Source organism: Oxalobacteraceae sp. CFBP 8761, from assembly GCA_014841595.1.
Classification (GTDB): domain Bacteria; phylum Pseudomonadota; class Gammaproteobacteria; order Burkholderiales; family Burkholderiaceae_D; genus Telluria.
In genome coordinates this window covers 1671421-1691671 of sequence record JACYUE010000001.1, presented here as the reverse complement: position 1 = coordinate 1691671, position 20251 = coordinate 1671421, and the positions used below count along the sequence as shown (strand labels likewise).

At 65.9% G+C, this 20251-nt stretch carries 17 protein-coding genes; 6 read left to right on the top strand and 11 right to left on the bottom strand.

Annotated features, from left to right (window positions below):
* Positions 1-20 precede the first annotated feature (20 nt).
* Positions 21-503, top strand: a complete 483-nt coding sequence (locus IFU00_07540; protein MBD8542127.1) for an RDD family protein — start codon at positions 21-23, stop codon at positions 501-503.
* Here the strand turns inward: IFU00_07540 and IFU00_07535 are convergent, their stop codons facing one another.
* Positions 504-1670, bottom strand: a complete 1167-nt coding sequence (locus IFU00_07535; protein MBD8542126.1) for a mandelate racemase/muconate lactonizing enzyme family protein — start codon at positions 1668-1670, stop codon at positions 504-506.
* Positions 1671-1766: 96 nt separating this feature from the next.
* Between IFU00_07535 and IFU00_07530 the strand changes: the two genes are divergently transcribed.
* Complete coding sequence (locus IFU00_07530; protein ID MBD8542125.1) at positions 1767-2660, top strand: LysR family transcriptional regulator; 894 nt, start codon at positions 1767-1769, stop codon at positions 2658-2660.
* A gap of 90 nt (positions 2661-2750) precedes the next feature.
* On the opposite strand, the gene IFU00_07525 is transcribed toward IFU00_07530, so the two are convergent.
* Together IFU00_07525 and IFU00_07520 are read right to left on the bottom strand one after the other, a co-directional pair.
* Entirely contained in the window at positions 2751-4952 is a 2202-nt protein-coding gene (locus IFU00_07525; GenBank protein MBD8542124.1) for an NADP-dependent malic enzyme, read from the bottom strand.
* Between the two features lie 141 nt (positions 4953-5093).
* The gene (locus IFU00_07520; protein ID MBD8542123.1) at positions 5094-5987 is read right to left on the bottom strand and encodes a LysR family transcriptional regulator; all 894 of its coding nucleotides are present in this window, start codon (positions 5985-5987) and stop codon (positions 5094-5096) included.
* An 81-nt stretch (positions 5988-6068) separates the two neighbouring features.
* On the opposite strand from IFU00_07520, the gene sugE reads away from it, so the two are divergent.
* Both sugE and IFU00_07510 read left to right on the top strand, forming a co-directional pair.
* Positions 6069-6389, top strand: coding sequence for a quaternary ammonium compound efflux SMR transporter SugE (gene sugE / locus IFU00_07515; GenBank protein ID MBD8542122.1), 321 nt, complete (start codon positions 6069-6071; stop codon positions 6387-6389).
* Between the two features lie 214 nt (positions 6390-6603).
* Positions 6604-6813: a cold-shock protein gene (locus IFU00_07510; GenBank protein MBD8542121.1), complete on the top strand. Its 210-nt coding sequence runs from the start codon at positions 6604-6606 to the stop codon at positions 6811-6813.
* 202 nt (positions 6814-7015) lie between these two features.
* Here the strand turns inward: IFU00_07510 and IFU00_07505 are convergent, their stop codons facing one another.
* From IFU00_07505 to IFU00_07495, 3 genes are all read right to left on the bottom strand, one after another.
* Positions 7016-7603 (bottom strand): nitroreductase family protein, encoded by a 588-nt coding sequence (locus IFU00_07505; GenBank protein MBD8542120.1) that lies wholly within the window; start codon positions 7601-7603, stop codon positions 7016-7018.
* A 72-nt stretch (positions 7604-7675) separates the two neighbouring features.
* The gene (locus tag IFU00_07500; protein ID MBD8542119.1) at positions 7676-10228 is read right to left on the bottom strand and encodes a PepSY domain-containing protein; all 2553 of its coding nucleotides are present in this window, start codon (positions 10226-10228) and stop codon (positions 7676-7678) included.
* An 11-nt stretch (positions 10229-10239) separates the two neighbouring features.
* Positions 10240-12357, bottom strand: coding sequence for a TonB-dependent siderophore receptor (locus tag IFU00_07495; protein ID MBD8542118.1), 2118 nt, complete (start codon positions 12355-12357; stop codon positions 10240-10242).
* A 253-nt stretch (positions 12358-12610) separates the two neighbouring features.
* On the opposite strand from IFU00_07495, the gene IFU00_07490 reads away from it, so the two are divergent.
* The gene (locus IFU00_07490; protein MBD8542117.1) at positions 12611-13594 is read left to right on the top strand and encodes a tripartite tricarboxylate transporter substrate binding protein BugD; all 984 of its coding nucleotides are present in this window, start codon (positions 12611-12613) and stop codon (positions 13592-13594) included.
* A 65-nt stretch (positions 13595-13659) separates the two neighbouring features.
* Here IFU00_07490 and IFU00_07485 read toward each other — a convergent pair whose 3' ends face one another.
* From IFU00_07485 to IFU00_07470, 4 genes are read right to left on the bottom strand one after another with little or no spacing between them, the layout of a single operon-like run.
* Positions 13660-14838: a CoA transferase gene (locus tag IFU00_07485; GenBank protein MBD8542116.1), complete on the bottom strand. Its 1179-nt coding sequence runs from the start codon at positions 14836-14838 to the stop codon at positions 13660-13662.
* Between the two features lie 30 nt (positions 14839-14868).
* Positions 14869-16026, bottom strand: coding sequence for an acyl-CoA/acyl-ACP dehydrogenase (locus IFU00_07480; protein MBD8542115.1), 1158 nt, complete (start codon positions 16024-16026; stop codon positions 14869-14871).
* Between the two features lie 29 nt (positions 16027-16055).
* A complete protein-coding gene (locus IFU00_07475; GenBank protein ID MBD8542114.1) occupies positions 16056-16898 on the bottom strand; it encodes a MaoC family dehydratase N-terminal domain-containing protein in 843 nt (280 codons plus the stop codon).
* 26 nt (positions 16899-16924) lie between these two features.
* Positions 16925-17722: a CoA ester lyase gene (locus IFU00_07470; GenBank protein ID MBD8542113.1), complete on the bottom strand. Its 798-nt coding sequence runs from the start codon at positions 17720-17722 to the stop codon at positions 16925-16927.
* Between the two features lie 179 nt (positions 17723-17901).
* Here IFU00_07470 and IFU00_07465 point away from each other — a divergent pair, with 179 nt between their 5' ends.
* Entirely contained in the window at positions 17902-18831 is a 930-nt protein-coding gene (locus tag IFU00_07465) for a LysR family transcriptional regulator (protein MBD8542112.1), read from the top strand.
* A gap of 275 nt (positions 18832-19106) precedes the next feature.
* On the opposite strand, the gene IFU00_07460 is transcribed toward IFU00_07465, so the two are convergent.
* Positions 19107-20246 (bottom strand): glycerate kinase, encoded by a 1140-nt coding sequence (locus tag IFU00_07460; GenBank protein MBD8542111.1) that lies wholly within the window; start codon positions 20244-20246, stop codon positions 19107-19109.
* Between the last annotated feature and the right edge of the window lie 5 nt (positions 20247-20251).

The window sequence follows — 20251 nt, the reverse complement described above, 5'->3', positions numbered from 1 at the left end:
CACAATCACCCGGGGCCACCATGCAACCGCACGAATCGACCGAACTGGAATACGTTGGCTTCTGGGCGCGCACCGGCGCGGCGCTCATCGACAGCATTTTGGTGATGATCGTCGCGCTGCCGCTGCTCACTGCCATCTATGGCGCCGCGTATTGGGACAGCACAGAGATGGTCATGGGCCCGGCCGACTTCATCATCAACTGGCTCCTGCCGGCCGCCTTTGTACTCGCGCTATGGATCAAGCTCTCGGCCACGCCGGGCAAGATGGCCGTTGGCGCAATCATTGTCGATGCGCGCACCGGTGGCAAGCCAAGCACGCGCCAGTTCATCATCCGCTACCTGGGCTACTACGTCTCGATGATCCCGCTGATGCTGGGCATTTTGTGGGTCGGCTTCGACGCGCGCAAGCAGGGCTGGCACGACAAGATGGCCGGCACCGTCGTCGTGCGGCGCAAGGGCGGCGTGACGCAACCCGTCAAATTCGACGCCGCCGACCGCGCCTGATCAGTCGGTCAGCCTGCGCATCTGCGCAATCAGATCGGCTTTTCCTTCGAAGCCGATCCCCGGCAGATCGGGCATCGTGATGTGGCCATTCTCGACCTTCACGCCATCCGGGAAGCCGCCGTAGGGCTGGAACAGGTCGGGATACGATTCGTTCCCGCCCAGTCCCAGACCGGCCGCGATATTCAGTGACATCTGGTGCCCGCCATGCGGGATGCAGCGCTTGGCCGACCAGCCGTGCTCCTTCAGCATGTCGAGCGTGCGCAGATACTCCACCAGGCCGTAACTGAGCGCGCAATCGAATTGCAGCCAGTCGCGGTCGGCGCGCATGCCGCCATGGCGGATCAGGTTGCGCGCATCCTGCATCGAGAACAGGTTCTCGCCGGTGGCCATCGGATTGCGGTAATAGTTGCGCAGCGTCGCCTGCAGCTCGTAGTCAAGCGGGTCGCCCGCTTCTTCGTACCAGAACAGATCGTACTGCGACAGCGCCTTGGCGTAGCGGATCGCCGTGTCCAGATCGAAGCGGCCGTTCGCATCGACCGCCAGCTTCTGCCCGTCACCCAGCACGCTCAGGATCGAGTCGATGCGGCGCAGGTCTTCGTCGAGCGAGTCCCCGCCGATCTTCTTCTTGACCACCGTGTAGCCGCGATCGAGATAGCTGCGCATCTCGTCTTTCAGCTTGCCGTGATCCTGCCCCGGATAGTAATAACCACCGGCTGCATACACGAACACGCGGCGCTCCGGCTGGCCATTGCCATAGCGGTCGGCCAGCAACTGAAACAGCGGCACGCCCGCGATCTTGGCAGTCGCATCCCACACGGCCATGTCGATGGTGCCGATGGCCACCGAGCGCTCGCCGTGACCACCCGGCTTTTCGTTGGTGAACATCGTCTGCCAGATCTTGTGCGGGTCGAGGTTCGCACCCGTGTCGTCCTGCAGCGACGTCGGATCGGCCTCGAGGATGCGCGGGATGAAGCGCTCGCGCATCAGCGTGCCCTGGCCATAGCGACCGTTGGAGTTGAAGCCGTAGCCGATCACGGGCTTGCCATCGCGGATCACGTCGGTCACCACGGCGACCACGCTCAGCGTCATCTTGCTGAAATCAATGTAGGCATTGCGGATCGGGGAGCTGATCGGAACGGTCTGCTCGCGGATGTCGACGATTCTCATGGTGGTGTCTCTCATGTACTGGTTGAACGAGACACCAGATTATTCGCTGCGAAGGCGGTTATGATTGAATCCCATTCATAAGATTCTTCACCCAAAGTGAATAATGACCTCGCCTCGCATCTCGAATTCTTCGTGCTGCTGGCCCGCCACGGCAGCCTGAGCGCCGCGGCACGCGCGCTCGACCTCACGCCGCCGGCCGCCACCAAGCGCCTGGCGCAGCTCGAAGCGCGCCTCGGCGTGCGGCTCGTCAATCGCACCACACGCACCAGCAGCCTCACGCCCGAGGGCGAAACCTATCTGCACTACGCGACCCGCATCCTGGCCGACCTGCACGAGATGGAAGAAGCCGTATCGAGCACGCGCGCCGTGCCGCGCGGCCTGCTGCGCGTGAATGCGTCGCTCGGCTTCGGGCGCACGGCGATTGCCCCGCTGGTGTCCACCTTCGCGCAGCGCTATCCGCAGGTGGAGGTGCAGCTCGACGTCACCGACCGGCCGGTGGACCTCGTCGCGAGCGGCATCGACCTGGCGATCCGCTTCGGCGAGTTGCCCGACCAGCGGCTGGTCGCGCGCCGCATCATGTCGAACCGGCGCCTCCTGTGCGCGTCGCCGCGCTACCTCGAACGGCATGGCATGCCCGCCAGCCTGGCGGATCTGGCCAACCACCGCTGCATCGTGCACCGGCAGAACGACGAGGCGCATGGGGTCTGGCGCCTGGAACATGAAGGCCGCGCAGTGTCGGTCAAGGTGCAGGGTGCGCTGTCGAGCAACGATGGCGACATCGTGCTGGGCTGGGCGCTCGATGGCCACGGCATCCTGGTGCGCTCGGAATGGGATCTGGCGAAGTACGTCGACAGCGGCCGGCTGCGCATCGTGCTGCCCGGGTATGTGCAGCCCGAGGCCGACCTGTTCGTCGTCTATCCGAACAAGCGCCGGCAATCGGCGCGGGCACGCGCCTTCATCGATTTTCTGGTGGCGCACTTCGGGGCCTGACGTGGCGCTGAGCGGACGCAAAAACGGCCCCGATCGGGGCCGTTTTGCTGACAATACACCAGGGCCAGGGCCCAGCCCCGGTGATCGCCCTTACTTCACGGCCGCCGCTGCCAGCGCCGTCATGTTGACGATGCGGCGCACGGTGGCGCTCGGGCTCAGGATGTGTACCGGCTTGGCCGCGCCCAGCAGGATCGGACCCACCGTCACGCCCTTGCCTGCGGCGACCTTGAGCACGTTGAACAGGATGTTGGCCGCATCCAGCGACGGCATCACCAGCAGGTTCGCGCTGCCCGAATAGCCTGCGTCGATCTTGTACAGATCACGGATTTCTTCCGACAGCGCAGCGTCGCCGTGGATCTCGCCGACCACAGCCAGTTCGGGCGACTGCTCGGCCAGCAGCGCGCGCGCTTCGCGCATGCGCTTGGCGGACGGCCGCTCGGACGAACCCTGCGACGAGTGCGACACCAGCGCGGCCTTCGGCTCGAGGCCGAAGTGCTGCAGCGTCTCGGCTGCAAGGCGCGTGATGGCGGCCAGCTCCTGGGCGCTCGGCTGCTCGTTGACATACGTGTCGGTGATGAACAGCGTGAACTTGTCGAGCACCAGCGCATTCATCGCGGCCAGCACTTCGGCACCTGGCGCCACGCCGATCTCGCTGCGCACGTGCTCCAGATGGTCGTCGTAGCAGCCGGTCATGCCGCAGATCAGCGCGTCGACCGTGCCCGCCGCCAGCAGGCGCGTGCCCTGCAGCGTCGTATCGGCTTCGGCCGCAATGACGGTGTAGTCGGCGCCTTCGCGCAGGCGCAGGCCCGCGTCCTTGATGGCGCGCTGCAGGACCGACGTGTCGCCGATCAGCACCGGATGGGCGATGCCCTCATCGACCACTGCTTGCACTGCGCGCAGCACGCGCGGCTCGGTCGCTTCGGCGTAGGCCACCTTGCGCACATCGGCGCGCGCCTTGTCGAACACCGGCTTCATGAAGAACCCGGTGTGATAGATCATCTGACCAAGCTTGTCGCGGTAGGCGTCCATGTCGGTGATCGGGCGCGTTGCCACGCCCGATGCGGCGGCCGCTTCGGCCACGCGTGGCGCGATCGCGCCGAGCAGGCGCGGATCGAACGGCTTCGGAATGATGTACTCGGGGCCAAAGGCCAGGTCCTGGCCTTCGTAGGCCAGCGCCACGACGTCGCTCGCTTCGGCTTCGGCCAGTTCGGCGATCGCGGTCACGCAGGCGAGCTTCATTTCGTCGGTGATGCGCGTGGCGCCGCAATCGAGCGCGCCGCGGAAGATGTACGGGAAGCACAGCACGTTGTTGACCTGGTTCGGGTAGTCCGAACGGCCCGTGGCGATGATGACGTCCGGACGCGCGGCCTTGGCCACTTCAGGACGGATCTCAGGTTCGGGATTGGCCAGCGCCAAGATGACCGGCTTGTCGGCCATCGTCTTGACCATCTCGCCCGTCAGCACGCCGGCGGTCGAGCAGCCCAGGAACACGTCGGCGCCCTTGACGACATCGGCCAGCACGCGCGCATCCGTTGCCTGCGCATAGCGCGCCTTGTTTTCTTCCATATTGGCGTCGCGGCCCTGCCAGATCACACCGCGCGAGTCGACGACGTAGATGTTCTCCTGCTTGACGCCCAGCAGCACCATCATGTCCAGGCAGGCAATCGCCGCCGCGCCGGCGCCGGAGGCGACCAGCTTGATCTGGCCGATGTCCTTGCCGACGACTTTCATCGCATTGAGCAGCGCCGCGGTCGAGATGATCGCGGTGCCGTGCTGGTCGTCGTGGAAGACCGGGATGTTCATGCGCTCGCGCAGCTTCTTCTCGATGTAGAAGCATTCCGGCGCCTTGATGTCTTCGAGGTTAATGCCGCCGACAGTCGGTTCGAGCATCGCGATGGCGTCGATCAGCTTGTCCGGATCGAGTTCGTCCAGTTCCAGGTCGAACACGTCGACACCGGCAAATTTCTTGAACAGGCAGCCCTTGCCTTCCATGACCGGCTTGGCGGCCAGCGGACCGATATTCCCCAGGCCCAGCACCGCGGTGCCGTTGGTGATCACGGCCACCAGGTTGCCGCGCGACGTGTAATCGAACGCGGTGGCCGGATCGGCGGCGATTTCTTCGCAGGCGTAGGCCACGCCCGGCGAATAGGCAAGCGACAGGTCGCGCTGGTTCGACAGCGGTTTGGTGGCGATCACTTCGATCTTGCCGCGGGTGGGGCTGCGGTGGTATTCCAGCGCGTCGATCCGCAGTTGGGTGTTCTGTGCTTCGTTCAGCGTACTGTCGGTGCTCATGTTCTTCCTATGCTTATTGGGTGATGCGGTGTGGGAGACGGGGCCGCCACAAGGCGCGCGCGCAACGATCCTCCCATTGTTGGGCAAACATTCTAGCCGAACCGACACCATCGCGTGCGCGACCGGTTCTCGCACGATCGTTCACATTTTCTGCTCGTTCAAGAGTTCGATGAAGCGCGTTGCTGCCATGCCCAGCGGCCGTTCTTCAGTCCACACGATGTCGACGAAAAAGCGCAGCACGTTGGTGAGATTGGCCATGGGGATCTCGACCAGCTCACCGCCCTGCACGGCCTCGCGCACCTGGCTCGATGGCAGCCACGCCCAGCCCAGGCCCGCCTTGACCAGTGCCAGCGCGGCGATCGGGCTATCGGTCTTCCACTGCAGCGACGACATTGCGATGCGCTGGTCCACCTGGTCGGTGTCGCGTCCCGCCACGACGATCTGGCGCTGCAGCAGCAGATCGGTGTCGCGCACCTGCGCCTGCTCGCCCCCCTTGAACATCGGATGGGAGCGCGCCGCGACCGCTACCAGGCGCTCCTCGGCTACTTCCTGGAATGCCTGATAGGGCGCCGCGCCATATCGCTCAAAGACAAGTGCCAGGTCGGCGCGCCCGCTGCGCACCATGGCCAGCGCATCGGCCTGCGGCGCGGTCAGCACCTCGACCTGCAGCAGCGGATGCTCGAGCGCCAGCGCATGCAGCGCGGCGCTCCATGGCACGGTGTCCTGGAGTTCGGGCACGAGCGCCAGCGTGACCGACGCTTCCAGGCCCCGGCTCAGTGACAGCGCATGCACGTTCAGGCGCTGCAAACCCTCAGCCAGCAGGCGCGCCTGGGGCAGCAGCGCCAGTGCCTGCGCGGTCGGTGTCGGGTTGCGGCCCGTACGGTCGAACAGCTGCACGTCAAGCTGCGCTTCCAGATTCGCGATCGCCATGCTGACGGCCGACGGCACGCGACCAAGTGCGCGTGCGGCCGCGGAAAACGAGCCGTGGTCGATCGCTGCCAGGAAGGCTCTTACGTTGTCGAGGTCAAACGCCATCGTTCAATTCCATTGATAGGTACTGACTTTTTTCATCACCGGATTCGACATAGTATCGGGCCTCACCCAATCGGAGGCAATATGGTCTGGATACTCCTGGTCCTCGCAGGACTGTTTGAAATTGTCTGGGCCGTTGGCCTGAAATACACGGAAGGCTTCACGCGTCTGTGGCCAACAGTCGGCACGGTCGCCGCCATGATCGTCAGTTTTGGCCTGTTGGCCCACGTGCTCAAGACGCTGCCGATCGGTACCGCCTACGCGATCTGGACGGGAATCGGCGCCGTCGGCACGGCGCTGGTGGGCATCATCGTGCTTGGCGAATCGGCGTCACCGGCGCGGCTGGCGTGCATCGGCATGATCGCGGCGGGCATCGTCGGGCTCAAGCTCGTTTCTTCACATTGAGATCGATTCGGGGAATCAATCAAGAAATGACTAGGACATTCTTGAAAAGCCGTGTATCTTCAACGATGCACCACATCAAGTCGTTGTTATTGTTGGCTTTTCTCTCCCGCCTCGCCTCCTCCGGCAGTCCAGTTTGATTCCCCCGCTTTTATCTTCTCTTGGTTGAACGTGCGTATTGGGCGATTTTGCCCATGTCACTGCAAAGGAATTCAACATGACTACCCAAACCGGCACCGTAAAATGGTTCAACGACGCAAAAGGCTTCGGCTTCATCACGCCTGATGGCGGCGGCGACGATCTGTTTGCGCACTTCCAGGATATTCAATCGGAAGGCTTCAAGAGCCTGGCCGAAAATCAGCGCGTGTCGTTCGAGCGCTCGACCGGCCCTAAAGGCGAAAAAGCCGGCAACATCTGCGCAATCTGATGCTGCTGTCGTGACGCCGCAGCGCGCACCACGCAGATAGCGTGGGCGCAGCCGCAGCGCACACTGAAAAGCCCGCCTGTTGGCGGGCTTTTTGCTGTCTGGGCGTTCGGGGGTCGTTGAACGCGTGGACGGGAAACCCGTCCACCCTACCGATGTCTGCTCATAGGGTGGACGGCTCCGCCGTCCACGCGTTCAATCACCCTCATAAACTGCTGAGGAATTGGCTCACATCCGGCCGCGCGCGCGGCGCCTTGATGGTCGAAGCGGTGCCAAGGCCAATGAAGCAGATGGCCTGCTCGTGCGCATCCAGCCCAAGCAACGTGCGCATGCCCGCAAAATCCATCGCTGCGCCGCTGGCCAGGCCACTTGCAAAGCCAAGCAGTTGACCAGCCACCAGCATGTTCTGGATCGCGCAACCAAGCGAAACGAGTTTTTCGTGTGTCGGGATGATGGTGCCCGCTTCGTCGCGCAGCACCGCCACCAGCAGGCATGGCGCGCGCAGGGCCTTGTCGTGCGCCGTGGCGAGCGCCTCGTCGCCGCAGGCCGGATCGCGCGCCAGCACGGCGGCGGCAAACACGTCACCCAGCAGATGCCGCTTGTGCTGCGGGATCAGGATGAAGCGCCACGGTCGCAGCAGGCCATGGTCGGGCGCCTGCGCGCCGGCTTCGACGATGTGCCGCAGATCCGCATCGTCCGGGCCGGGCGCAACGAGACGGCGCAGCGTATAGTTGCGCCGCGCGGCCAGGATGGTCAGGAAATCGTCGGCGCCAGCCGGATACTCGGTTTGCATGGCGCCAGTATAGCGACAGCGCCGCCGATTCGCCGGGATGGGACGAACTGACGGTGCGCAGAGAATTCACGCTCAGTACACGTCGCGCCGGTAACGCCCTGCGTCGATGAGGCGATCGCGCCCGGTCTCGCCGAGAATCGCCGCGAGCGCCGCATCGACCTCCCCCGCCATACCCTGCAGGCTGCCGCAGACATGGATGACCGCATCGCGCTCGACCCATTCGTACAGCGTGTCGGCGCGTGCGCGCAGGCGGTCCTGCACATACTCGGGCGCGTCGTCGCGCGAAAATACCAGATCGCATTCCGGCAGCGCGCCGGCGGCGCGCCACGCGGCGATCTCGCCGATGCACAGGCTGTCGAAGGCGCGCTGACGTTCGCCGAACAGCAGCCAGTTGCGGTGCTGCCCGGCCAGCACGCGGCTGCGCAGGTGCGCGCGCAGGCCGGCCATGCCCGAGCCGTTGCCGATATAGATGCAGGGCCGCGCATCCTGCGGACCATGGAAGCCCGGGTTCGTCGCCAGCCTTGCGCGGACCAGCCCGCCGACGGCGAGATGCGCAGTCAGCCAGCCGGATGCCAGGCCCATCCCCTGCTCGTGGCGCTGCTGGCGCACGAGCAGCGTCAATGCGCCGTCCTGCGGGATGCCGGCAATGGAATAACGGCGCGGCGCCAGCGGTTTGAGTGCATCGGCGCATTCCTGCGTCGATGCGAATGGATGCCCGACGCCGGGCAGTTCGCTCCAGGCCAGCGCCTCGCGCAGCGGCTGGGGTTCGCCCTGCCAGGTCACGCGCGCCGCGCCATCCAGGCCGCTGGCCGCCAGCCAGGCGTCGACGGTCGCCGAAGTGTGGCGCGCCGCGACATCAAGCAGGTCGCCGGCCTGCCACTGCTGATCTGCCGTCGTCTGCAGCACGATTTCATACAGCGGCGCGCCCAGACTACCGGGATTCAACAGCGTGCGCGCGACAAGGCGCCAGTCGGTCATCGGTGCCGGGTCATTGGCAGCGGGCTGCGTGCCGGCGGCCGCACCCAGTGTGCCCAGCGCATGCATCCAGCGGCCCAGCGCCGCAGCGTCGCCCTGGTCGACATCGATCCGTGGGAACAGCGCCGTGGCGCCCAGCGCCCCGAGGCGCTCGTCAAGCGCGATGCCGTAACCGCAGTAGCGCGCGTAATTGCGGTCGCCCAGCGCCAGCACCGCGTACTTGCACCCGGCCAGCACCAGCGGCCCTGCATGCAGCTCGCGTGTGAAGCGGCGCGCGGCATCCGGCGCCTCGCCGTCGCCGAAGGTCGCCGCCACGAACAGCGCGTGGTCGTAGCCAGCCAGTTCGCCCGGACTGAGCGCCGACACCGCACGCAGATCGACCGCGCGGCCACCGGCGCGCAGCGCCGCGGCGCTGTGCAGCGCGATCCGTTCAGCCTGGCCGCCCTGGGTCGCAAAGGCCAGCAGAATCGGTGCGCCGGCGCCTGGCGTTATGGGTTCGCTCGTCATGGCAAGCGCCCGTTCGCGCGCCAGTGCACGCTGCTGGCGGCGCCGGCCCAGGTACAGCAGCCAGCCGGTGATGGCAAAGCCGGGCAAGGCCAGGCTGGCCAGCATCATGATGACCCGCCCCGGCAAGCCGAAATAGCTGCCCGTGTGCAGCGGCCGGATCGTGGTCAAGGCGCGCTGGCCAAGGGTTTGCGCGCCGTAGGTCTCGTTCTTGAGCAGTGCGCCGTCGCTGGCGCGAAGCGACATGCGGTTACGGGCGCGCTCGTGCGGGCCGTCCTGCGCAATCCATGTCAGCTGGTAGGCGCCGCTGCCCCGTTCCGGCAGGCGGATCGTCGCGCTGGCCCAGTTTGGCGCGTGCGCGAGGAAGGTGTTCCAGGCCGGATCGAGTGCGGCCGGTCCATCCGGCGTTGCTGCGCGCTTGCGTTCGCGTGGCTTCGCCATCGTCTCGGTCGCGGCCCGGCGCTCGTTGCCGGCCCAGCCCTGCACCGTGTCGCGCACGACGTCAAAACTCCAGTAGATGCCAGTGCCACCGACGATCAGATAAGCCACCAGCGCCCAGGTGCCGGCAATCGCGTGCAGCGCCCACAGGAACGAGCGGCCCCGCAGGCTGGTATTGAAGGTCAGCCACGTGCGCCAGTTGGCGGGTTTGCGCGGCCAGCGCAGATACAGGCCGCTGAGCGCGAGACCCACCAGGCACAGCGCCAGAATGCCCAGCACGAGACGGCCCGGCGCGCGCGGCAGCAGCAGCCAGCGATGCAGTTCCTCGACCCAGTTGAACGCGGCCTCGAAACGCAGCGACGGCAAGACGGCGCCGCTGTACGGGTGCACGCGCACGTCCGGACCGCGCCGCTCGCCCGGCGGTGCGGCAAAGCGCACCAGCGCCGTGCTGCCCGGATCCGCTTCCAGCACGATGCTCACCACACGCTCCCCGGGACGTGCACGCTGCGCCGCCTGCAGCAGCTGTGCAGGTTCCAGGGGCGGACGTGCTTCGGCGTCGACCGTCATGACGCCCGGATTGAACACGTCCAGCAGTTCGTCCTCGAACGCCATGATGGCGCCGGTCAGCCCGATGACAGCCAGCAGCGTGCCGGCCGTGATGCCGACGAACCAGTGCAGCTGGAACCAGACCGCGCGCAGCGACGGCAGGCGCCAGCGACTCACAGCGCGACCTTCATCGACAGCTTGATCAGGCGCGGCAAGCCTGCGCTCAGGCGCGTGCCGGCGCCGGCCCAGTACTGTTTGTCGGCCGCATTGTCGACATTGAGTTGCCACGTGGTGCGCTTGCCAGCGAACTGGCCGATGTAGCGCGCGCCCACGCCCAACAGCGTCGTGCCGCCCAGCCAGGCCTGGTTCAGGTCATTCACGGGCCGGCGGCCCGTGTAGTACGCGCCGGCGGTCAGCGCCAGGCCGGGCACCGCATCGAGGTCCCAGGCCACGAACGTGCTGGCGGTGCGGCGCGCCGCATTTTCGGGCAGCTTGCCGTCGTACGCGGCGTTGATATTGCGGAAGGCCGGATCGAGCCACTGGGCCGACGCCTGCCAGGCCACACTGCGCAGGATGCGGCCCTGCGACGACAGCTCCAGGCCGCGGTAGCGCTGCTCGCCGTCGGCGGTGAAGACATTCGCGGTGTTGGTGTAATAACCGGGGCGCTCGATCTCGAACAATGCCGCCTGCGTCAGCAAGCCGCCGGCCGTGCGCCAGCGCGCGCCAACTTCGCGTTGCTTGCTTACGCCCGGCGCCATGCGCGTGCCCTCGTTCGCAGTGCCGGCCGGTGCGGCCTCGCCCTCTTCCAGGCCTTCGGCCGCCGATGCATACACGGAGAGATCGTCACGCAGGCGGTAGACGACGGCCGCCATCGGCGTCGTCTCGCTCGCGTCGTAGTCGTTCACGCCCTGCGTGCTGCGGTAGTCGACGCGCCGCACGCCACCGATGAACTGCCAGCTGCCCATGCTGATGCGATCGACAAGGTACAGGCCCTGGTCGCGCGAATCGAGGGCCGCCGTCGTGGGCGTCGCCGGCCGCGCACCGACCGAGAAGTTCGTCACCGGCAGCGGCGCATACAGGTTCTGTGCGGGGATCGTGTAGTTGGTCTGGAAGATCGGCGCCTGCCCCTTGTCGGTATCGCTCGCGCCGAGCGTCACCTCGTGCGTCAGGGAACCCGTGCGCAACTGGCCCGCCAGTTCAGCGCGCAGCATGCGCGAATCGACGTCGGCATGCTGCAGGTTGCCGGTGATGCGCCCGGCCCCGGTCGCGACGCTCGCCGCATTATTGAAGCGGAAGATCGGCAGCGAGCGGTCGCGCTTCGTTTCGGCGTGGCCCGCTTCGAGCGTCAAGGCCCAGGCGTCATTCAGTGCGATGTCTGCGCGCAGCTGCGCGTTGCGTGCATGCGTTTCAAACCTGGCCCAGTCGGGGCCGACGGGACGGCGCGGATCGACCGCGCGCGGCAGCGTGATCACCCCGCCCACGGCCGGCGGCAGATTGACGCCGGCCTGCTCGGTCACGCGGCGCTTGTCGTATTCGAGATCGGCGCGCACGCGCACGCGGGCATTCACGCGCCAGTCGAATGCGCCGGAGGCGAAGCCGCGGTTGCCGTTGCCGACGCCATCGAGGTGCGAACCAAGTGTGCCGCCGGCTGCGTTGATGCGCACGCCGAACGCGTCATCAACACCAAAGCGGCGCGCAGCGTCGAGCGTGGCGACGACCGTCCCGTTGCTGTCGACCTGGGCGCCGACGGTCGTCAGCGGCGTGCTGCCGGCGCGTTTGGTGACGAAGTTGACGACGCCGGCCGGCGACGTGAAGCCGTAATACAGCGCCGTCGCGCCCTTGAGCACCTCGACGCGCTCCTTGTTCTCCATCGACACCTGGCCGAAGTTCATGATCGGCAGCGAGCCATTGAGGCGGTAGTTCGTGCGGTTTTCGACAGCAATGCCACGGATGACCAACTGGTCCCATGTGTCGCCACCGTTTTGCTGGCGCGTCACGCCAGCCGTATTGCGCACTGCGTCATACAGGCCGGCAGCGCCTTGCAGCTCAAGCACGTCGCGCGTGATGACGTTGACGGTCGATGGCACATCCATCACGTCACTGCCGCGAAAGCTCCCGGCTTCGACCGTGTTGGGCATGAACCCCTGCGCCTTTACGGCGGTTACGCGCACTGCCGGCATGGCGCCACCATCGGCTTCCTGCGCCATCGCTGCTGCCGGAAACGCATGAGGAAACACCAGGGACAGGGCAAGAACGAGGCGCGATGGACGCAGGGAAAGGGACAGGGACATGAGAGGAAGCAGCAATCAGGAGCAAACCGGGATTCTATCGTGAATGAGAATCATTTTCAATGACGGCTGCATGCACACCGAGACTTGCTGCAGATGCACACCGTGCACCGGCAGTACCTATCGCCTTTTTTGATGGAGGCATCAGAAAACGTTATTTACGTGTGCATGACATTCAATTCTATGATGACTTGCCTGCATCGAACGCCTCGCGCGGCGCAGCCTCGAGCACGAAAGCCTATAACAGGAGACACGCATGCCGACACACGCAATCACACGCAGGGTAATGACCACCGCGATCGCCCTGCTCGCATCAAGTGCGGCCCTGGCCGCCGACTATCCGGAAAAAACCATCACCCTCGTCGTCCCGTTCTCGGCCGGGGGGCCCACCGACGTCGTGGCCCGGATCCTCGGACAGACCATGGCGAAGTCACTCAAGCAATCGATCATCGTGGAAAACGCCCTTGGTGCGGGCGGCACGCTGGCTGCCGGCCGCATCGCGCGCGCCACGCCGGATGGCTACACGCTGCTGCTGCACCATAACGGCATGGCCACCAGCACCACGCTGTACCGCAAGCTGGCCTTCAACCCCATGACCGATTTCGAATACATCGGCCAGGTGGCCGACGTGCCGATGGTGCTCATGGCGCGCAAGGACCTGGCGGCCAATACGCTGCCCGAGCTGATCGCGATGATCAAGTCGAAAAAGGACGCGATGACAATGGGCCATGCGGGCCTGGGCGCCGTGTCTCACCAGTGCGGCATGCTGTTCCTGAGCGCGGTCGGCGTACCGCTGACGACCGTTCCGTACAAGGGCACGGCGCCGGCGTTGAGCGATATGCTGGGCGGCCAGATCGACCTGTTGTGCGACCAGACGACGCAGACGACGTCCTACATCCGCACCAACCGCGTGAAAGTGTACGGCGCGACGACGAAGACCCGCATCCCGTCGCTGCCGGCCCTGCCGACGCTGGCCGAACAAGGGATGGCCGGTTTCGAGATGTATGTGTGGCACGGCATGTACGCACCAAAAGGCACGCCGCCAGCGGTGGTAGCACGCATCGGAGTCGCGCTGCGCGAGGCGCTCAATGATCCGAACGTGAAGGCGCGCTTCGCCGAACTGGGCGCCGAGCCGGTGTCGGATGCAAAGGCCACGCCGGAAGGCCTGCGCACACACCTGAAGGCCGAGATCGACAAGTGGGGCCCGATCTACAAGAAGAACGGCGCGTTCGCCGACTGATACATGAAATGTAAAAAAGCCCGCGTCGCCATCATGGCGGCGCGGGCTTTTTTTATCGCTGATCGCTAGACAGCGCCTTGCGCGTGCATGGCCACAATGGCCGCCGCGTCGTAGCCCAGCTCCGCCAGGATCGCATCGGTATGCTGACCGAGCGCCGGCACGGCGTCCATGCGCGGGGTGACGTTGTGCGGCAATCCGGGCGGCAGCATCGCGGGCACGCGACCGTTGGCGGTGCCCACCTCGGTCCAGCGGCCGCGCGCCTTCAGTTGCGGATGGTCCCAGACTTCGTGCATGTCGTTCACCTGGGCATTGGCGATGTGCGCCAGCTCCAGCCGCTCGCGCACCTGCTGCGCCGTCAACGTCGAAAACGCTGCCACGATCAGCGCCGCCAGTTCATCGCGCGCTGCGACCCGGCGCGCGTTGGCGTTGAAGCGCGGATCGGTCGCCAGTTCGGGCGCCTCCAGCACGATGGCGCAAAAGGCTGCCCACTCACGTTCGTTCTGGATGCCCAGCATGACCGACTTGCCGTCGCCGGCCATGAACGGCCCGTACGGGAAGATGGTCGCGTGCGAGGCGCCGGTGCGCGGCGGCGGCGCCGCGCCGTCATACGCGTAGTACAGCGGGTAACTCATCCACTCGGCCATGCTCTCAAACATCGACACATCGATGCGGCAGCCCTCGCCCGTGCGCCCACGCTGCAGCAGTGCAGCCAGGATGTTCGTGTACGCGTACATGCCGGCCGCGATATCGGCAATGGAGCAGCCGGCCTTCGATGGTTCGTCCGGCGTGCCCGTGATCGACAGGAAGCCCGATTCGCTCTGGATCAGCAGATCGTAGGCCTTGCGGTCGCGGTACGGACCGTCGCTGCCATAGCCAGAAATGTCGCAGACGATCAGGCGCGGATGGCGTGCCTTCAGCGCGTCGTACGACAGACCAAGGCGCTCGGCCGCGCCGGGCGCGAGATTCTGCACCAGCACGTCGGCGCGTTCCAGCAGGCCCGCCAGCACAGCATCGGCGTCGGCATGCTTGACGTCGAGCGTAAGGCTTTCCTTCGAGCGGTTGGTCCAGACGAAGTGCGAGGCCAGGCCATTCACGCGTTCATCGTAGCCGCGTGCGAAGTCGCCGCTGCCGGGTCGCTCGACCTTGATGACGCGCGCGCCCAGGTCGGCCAGCTGGCGTGTGCAGAACGGCGCCGCGATCGCGTGTTCGAGCGTGACGACGGTGATGCCGTCGAGGGGTCGCAGGGGTGTCATGGGTGTCATGTGCCTGCCTCCTCAGAACGAGCGTGGCAGGCCAAGCACATGCTCGGCGACGTACGACAGGATCAGGTTCGTCGAGATCGGCGCCACCTGGTACAGGCGCGTCTCGCGGAACTTGCGCTCGACGTCGTACTCGGACGCGAAACCGAAGCCGCCGTGGAACTGCAGGCAGGCGTTGGCCGCTTCCCACGACGCTTCGGCGGCCAGCATCTTGGCCATATTGGCTTCGGCGCCGCACGGCTTGTGCGCATCGAACAGCGCGCAGGCTTTAAAGCGCATCAGGTTCGCCGCTTCGACGTTGATGTAGGCGCGCGCAATCGGAAACTGCACGCCCTGGTTCTGGCCGATGGGGCGCCCGAACACGACGCGCTCGTTGACGTACTTGCTGATCTTGTCGATGAACCAGTAGCCGTCGCCGATGCATTCGGCGGCGATCAGCGTGCGCTCGGCGTTCAGGCCATCGAGGATGTACTTGAAGCCCTTGCCTTCTTCGCCGATCAGATTCTCGGCCGGGATTTCCAGGTTCTCGAAGAACAGCTCATTGGTCTCGTGGTTGACCATGTTCTGGATCGGTTGCACGACCATGCCCTGCTGGATCGCGTCCTTGATGTCGACCAGGAAGATCGACATGCCTTCGGATTTCTTCGTGACCTCGGCAAGGGGCGTAGTGCGCGCCAGCAGGATCATCAGGTCGGAATGCTGCACGCGCGAGATCCATACCTTCTGCCCGTTGATCACATAGCGGTCGCCCTTGCGCACGGCCGTCGTCTTGATCTTGGTGGTGTCGGTGCCGGTGGTGGGCTCGGTCACGGCCATTGACTGCAGGCGCAGTTCGCCGCTGGCGATGCGCGGCAGGTAATGGCGCTTCTGCGCTTCGGAGCCATGGCGCAGCAAGGTGCCCATATTGTACATCTGGCCGTGGCAGGCGCCGGCGTTGCCACCAGAGCGGTTGATCTCTTCCATGATGACCGAGGCTTCGGTCAGGCCCAGGCCCGAACCGCCGTATTCCTGCGGGATCAGCGCCGCGAGCCAGCCGGCTTGTGTCAGCGCAGTGACGAAGGCTTCGGGGTAGCCACGCTCGTCGTCGACCTTGCGGAAGTACTCGGCCGGGAATTCGGCGCACAGGGCGCGCAGCGCGTCGCGGATGTCTTCAAAATCGTGCTCGTTGTGCATGGCGGTCTCCTGGTTTTTATTGGGGTGGCTTACGCCAGTTGCGCCTCGGCGCGCATGGCCAGCTGGCCGTCGTGGGTCTTGGCCCACAGCGTGATCGTGTGGCCGTCCGGCTCGACGCGGCCGCAGACGCTGAAGCGGTGGATGTCGAACAGCGGCTGCACGGCGCGGAATGAAAACGCGGTCACGACAGCGGCCGGCCGTTCGCGCCGCACGAGGTCGAGCAGCAGGCTCGCAATCAGCGGGCCGTGCACGATCAGGCCGGGATAGCCTTCGACCTGCGTCACGTAGGGCTGGTCGTAATGGATGCGGTGGCCGTTGAAGGTCAGCGCCGAGTAGCGAAACAGCAGCACCGGGTCGGGCGTGATTTCGCGGATCCAGTCGTGGTCAAGGTCCGCCGCCACCGGGGCCGCCGCCGGATCACCCGGCTGCGGATTGGCGCGGTAGACGATGTCGTGTTCTTCCTCGATCGCCACGCCGGCTGCACCTTCGATCAGGTGGCGCACCAGCACGAAGACCAACTTGCCGCTGCGGCCTTCCTTGCTCGTGATGTCGGCGATGGTCGACACGCGCCGCGCCTGGTCGCCGACCTGCAGCGGCGCGATGAAGCGCAGGCGCCCGCCAGCCCACATGCGGCGCGGCAGATCAACCGGCGGCAGGAAGCCCCCGCGCAGCGCGTGGCCGTCCGGGCCGAGTTGCGATTGCCGGTGCACGGGCAAAAAGTACAGCCAGTGCCACAGCGGCGACACGGCGCTGCCAGGGGTCGGGGCCGGGTCATCGCGGTCGAGCAGCGCGGCCATCGCCGCGATCGGCGCCGCGGTGATGACGTCGAGGCGTTCTTCGGTGCGGCCCTGCCAGGCGGTCAGATTGTCCATGGTGTATCTCCTGTCGTTATCTTGTTCTAGTGGGCTGCATCGTCGACGATGCGCTGCGCCCTAAGGATCACGGGGCGGTCGACCATCTTGCCGTCCACGGCGACAGCGGCGCCGTTGGCCTCGCGCGCTGCAGCCAGCACGCGCGTGGCCCATGCCACCTCAGCATCCGTGGGCCGGAAGCCTGCGTTGACAGGCGCCACCTGGCGCGGATGGATGCACAGCTTGGCGCCGAAGCCGAAGCGGCGGGCGCGCAGGGTGTCCGCATGCAGCTGGAATTCATCGTCCAGCGCCACAGTCACGCCATCGATGGGGGGCGCCAGGCCGGCCACGCGCGAGGCCAGCACCAGCATCGAGCGGAAGTACAACAGTTCCTGGTCATCGCCCTCGATGCCTAGGTCGAACTGGAAATCGATCGAGCCGAATGCCAGCCGCGCGACGCCTTTTATCCGCGCCAGCGCGTCGACCGCCGCCATACCGGCGGCTGTTTCGATCAGCGGCAGTACCGGGAGGCCAAGCTGCGCAACGCGCTGCAGGTTTTCCACCGACTCCGCTTTCGGCAGCATGATGGCGGCCACGCCCGCGTGGCGGCACAGGGCCAGGTCGTCTTCGAACCAGGGCGTGCCTTCGGCGTTGATGCGCGCGACGACGGGCATGGACGGATCGAGCGCCCCTGCCACCTGCATGCGCGCAGCATCCTTGTCTGCGGGCGGGACGGCATCTTCCAGGTCGACGATGACGGCGCCGGCGCCGCTGGCTGCCGCGCGGGCAAAACGCTCGGGGCGGTTACCGGGGACGAACAGGTAGGAACGGGGGATGGCAGGCATGACGAACCAGTCGCGTGGTGGGATCGAGATCCATCATAAATTTGAATGGGTATCACGCAGAAATAGAAAAAAGTGATTCCACGATCACGTGGACGCATGGCTGGTGAGGATCACAGCCCGGTATTGCAGGTAGCTCAGGAATAGCTTATGTTGATGGCTCGATCAGTTGAAGGACGACCATGGACATCAAGCAGATCCGCACGCTCATCGCCATTGCCGAAACGGGCAGTGCCACCAAAGCTGCGGAGCTGCTGCACCTGGTACAGCCCGCCGTGTCGCGCCATATCCGGATGCTGGAGGAAGAATGCGGCGCCCTGCTGTTCGAGCGCGAGCGCCATGGCATGGTGCTGACCGACGCCGGCCGCACGCTGGCCGAATACGGCCGGCGCGCGCTGCGTGAACTGGACAAGGCACGCGCCGAAATCGGCCCGGCCGCCAATGCGATCTCGGGCCGGCTCATGATCGGCCTGCTGGCCAGCACCAGCAATCTGCTGGCGACCGAACTGGTGGCGCGCGTACGCGCGAAGCACCCCGCTGTCACGGTCGGCATCAATGTCGGTTATGCGGGCAATGTCGTGCAGTGGCTGGAAGCCGGTGAAGTCGAGCTGGCGCTGCTGTACGACACGCGCGCCTCGCACGGCCTGCAGGTCGAAGCGCTGCTCGATGAACGCCTGTACGTGATCGGGCCTCCGGGCGAAATCGACGCATCGACGCCGTTCCCGCTCAAGCAGCTACGCGACCGGCCGATGATCCTGCCGAACGCACCGCATGGGCTGCGCAGCATCATCGAACACGCGCTGGCGGTGGCCGGCATCAGTGTGGACGTGGTGGCCGAAACGAATGCCCTCGACCTGCAGAAATCGCTGGTCAACAAAGGCTTCGGCTACAGCATCCTGCCCAGCTCCGCGATCCTCGACGAACTGCGCGACGGCACGCTGTCAGGCGCACCGGTCGGCACCCCCGACCTGTCACGCCGCATCGTGCTGGCACGCGCCGCCACCCGCCGTGCGTCCCCGGTCAGCGTGGCAGCCGCGCCAGAACTGGTTAGCCTGATGAAAGAAATGGTCCTGAGCGGCGCCTGGCCCGGCGCCGCCTGGATCGGCCGCTAACCGCACTGCAGCAGCCACTGGCGGGCTAGCTGCCAAAACAATTGCTCAACAATTCGACTCTGACCCTAATTGTCAGGCAGACTCAGCAGCCATGTAACAATTAGGGTCAGAGTCGAATTGTTTGACAACTTTTGGGAATTGCCCAATAAATCGACTCTGACCCTACTTGTTGGCGGTGCCGAGCAATTGCCCAATAATTCGACTCTGACCCTCATTGTGGAGAAATCGGATCAATTGCTCAATAATTCTACTCTGACCCTAATTAGGGGTTGGGGTCAGAGGGATTGGCCGAGTTTGAGTGTGGCGGCGACGTTGCGGGCTGTGGTGCGGAGGTTGAATTCGGCATTGGCGAGGGCTTCGGCGACCGTGCCGGCTTTCATGATCGTGCTGAAGGTGGCGTCGATGCCGTGGGCGTGGACGGCGCTGGCGTCGTGGCCCAGGCAGCCGCCGATGGCGATCACTGGTTTGCCGTGGCGCACGGCCACGCGGGCCACGCCGATCGGGGTCTTGCCGTTGACGGTCTGGCTGTCGATGCGGCCTTCGCCCGTGATGACCAGGTCGGCCAGCGCGACGGCGGCGTCCAGGCCGACCGCGTCGGCGACGATTTCGCTGCCCGGCCGCAGACGGCCCTTGAGGAAGACCAGCATTGCAGCGGCGATGCCGCCACCGGCGCCGGCACCCGGGACATCGGCCACGTCCTGGCCCAGATCGCGTGCGATGACGGCGGCGAAGTGGCGCAGGTTGGCGTCGAGCTGGGCGACCATTGCCGGCGTCGCGCCTTTTTGTGGGCCGAAGATGGCTGAGGCGCCATTCACGCCGACCAGCGGGTTGCTGACGTCGCAGGCCACCTCGAACACCGAATCGAGCACGCGTGCGTCGAGCTGCGTGATATCGATGCGCGCGAGGTTGGCCAGCGCCGCGCCGCCTGGCGCCAGTGGCGCGTCCTGCGCGTCGAGCAGTTGCACGCCCAGTGCCTGCAGCATCCCGGCGCCGCCGTCGTTGGTGGCGCTGCCGCCCACGCCGAGGATGAAGCGGCGGGCGCCGGCGTCGAGCGCGGCGAGGATCAATTCGCCCGTGCCACGGCTGGTCGCGCGCAGCGGGTCGCGTGCGGCCGGCGGGACCAGTTCCAGGCCGCTGGCGGCCGCCATCTCGATCACGGCGATGACGTCGCCGCCCGTCAGGCCGTAGAAGGCATCGACGGGCGTGCCCAGCGGACCGGTGGCGCGCAGGTCGACGCGGCGGCCGGCCGTTGCGGCAATCATCGCGTCGACGGTGCCTTCGCCGCCATCGGCGACAGGGATCTTGACGTAGCTGGCGTCAGGGAAGATGTCACGGAAACCCGCCTCGATGGCGCTGGCTGCTTCCAACGCCGACAGGCTTTCCTTGAATGAATCGGGGGCGATCACGATGTACATGGTCC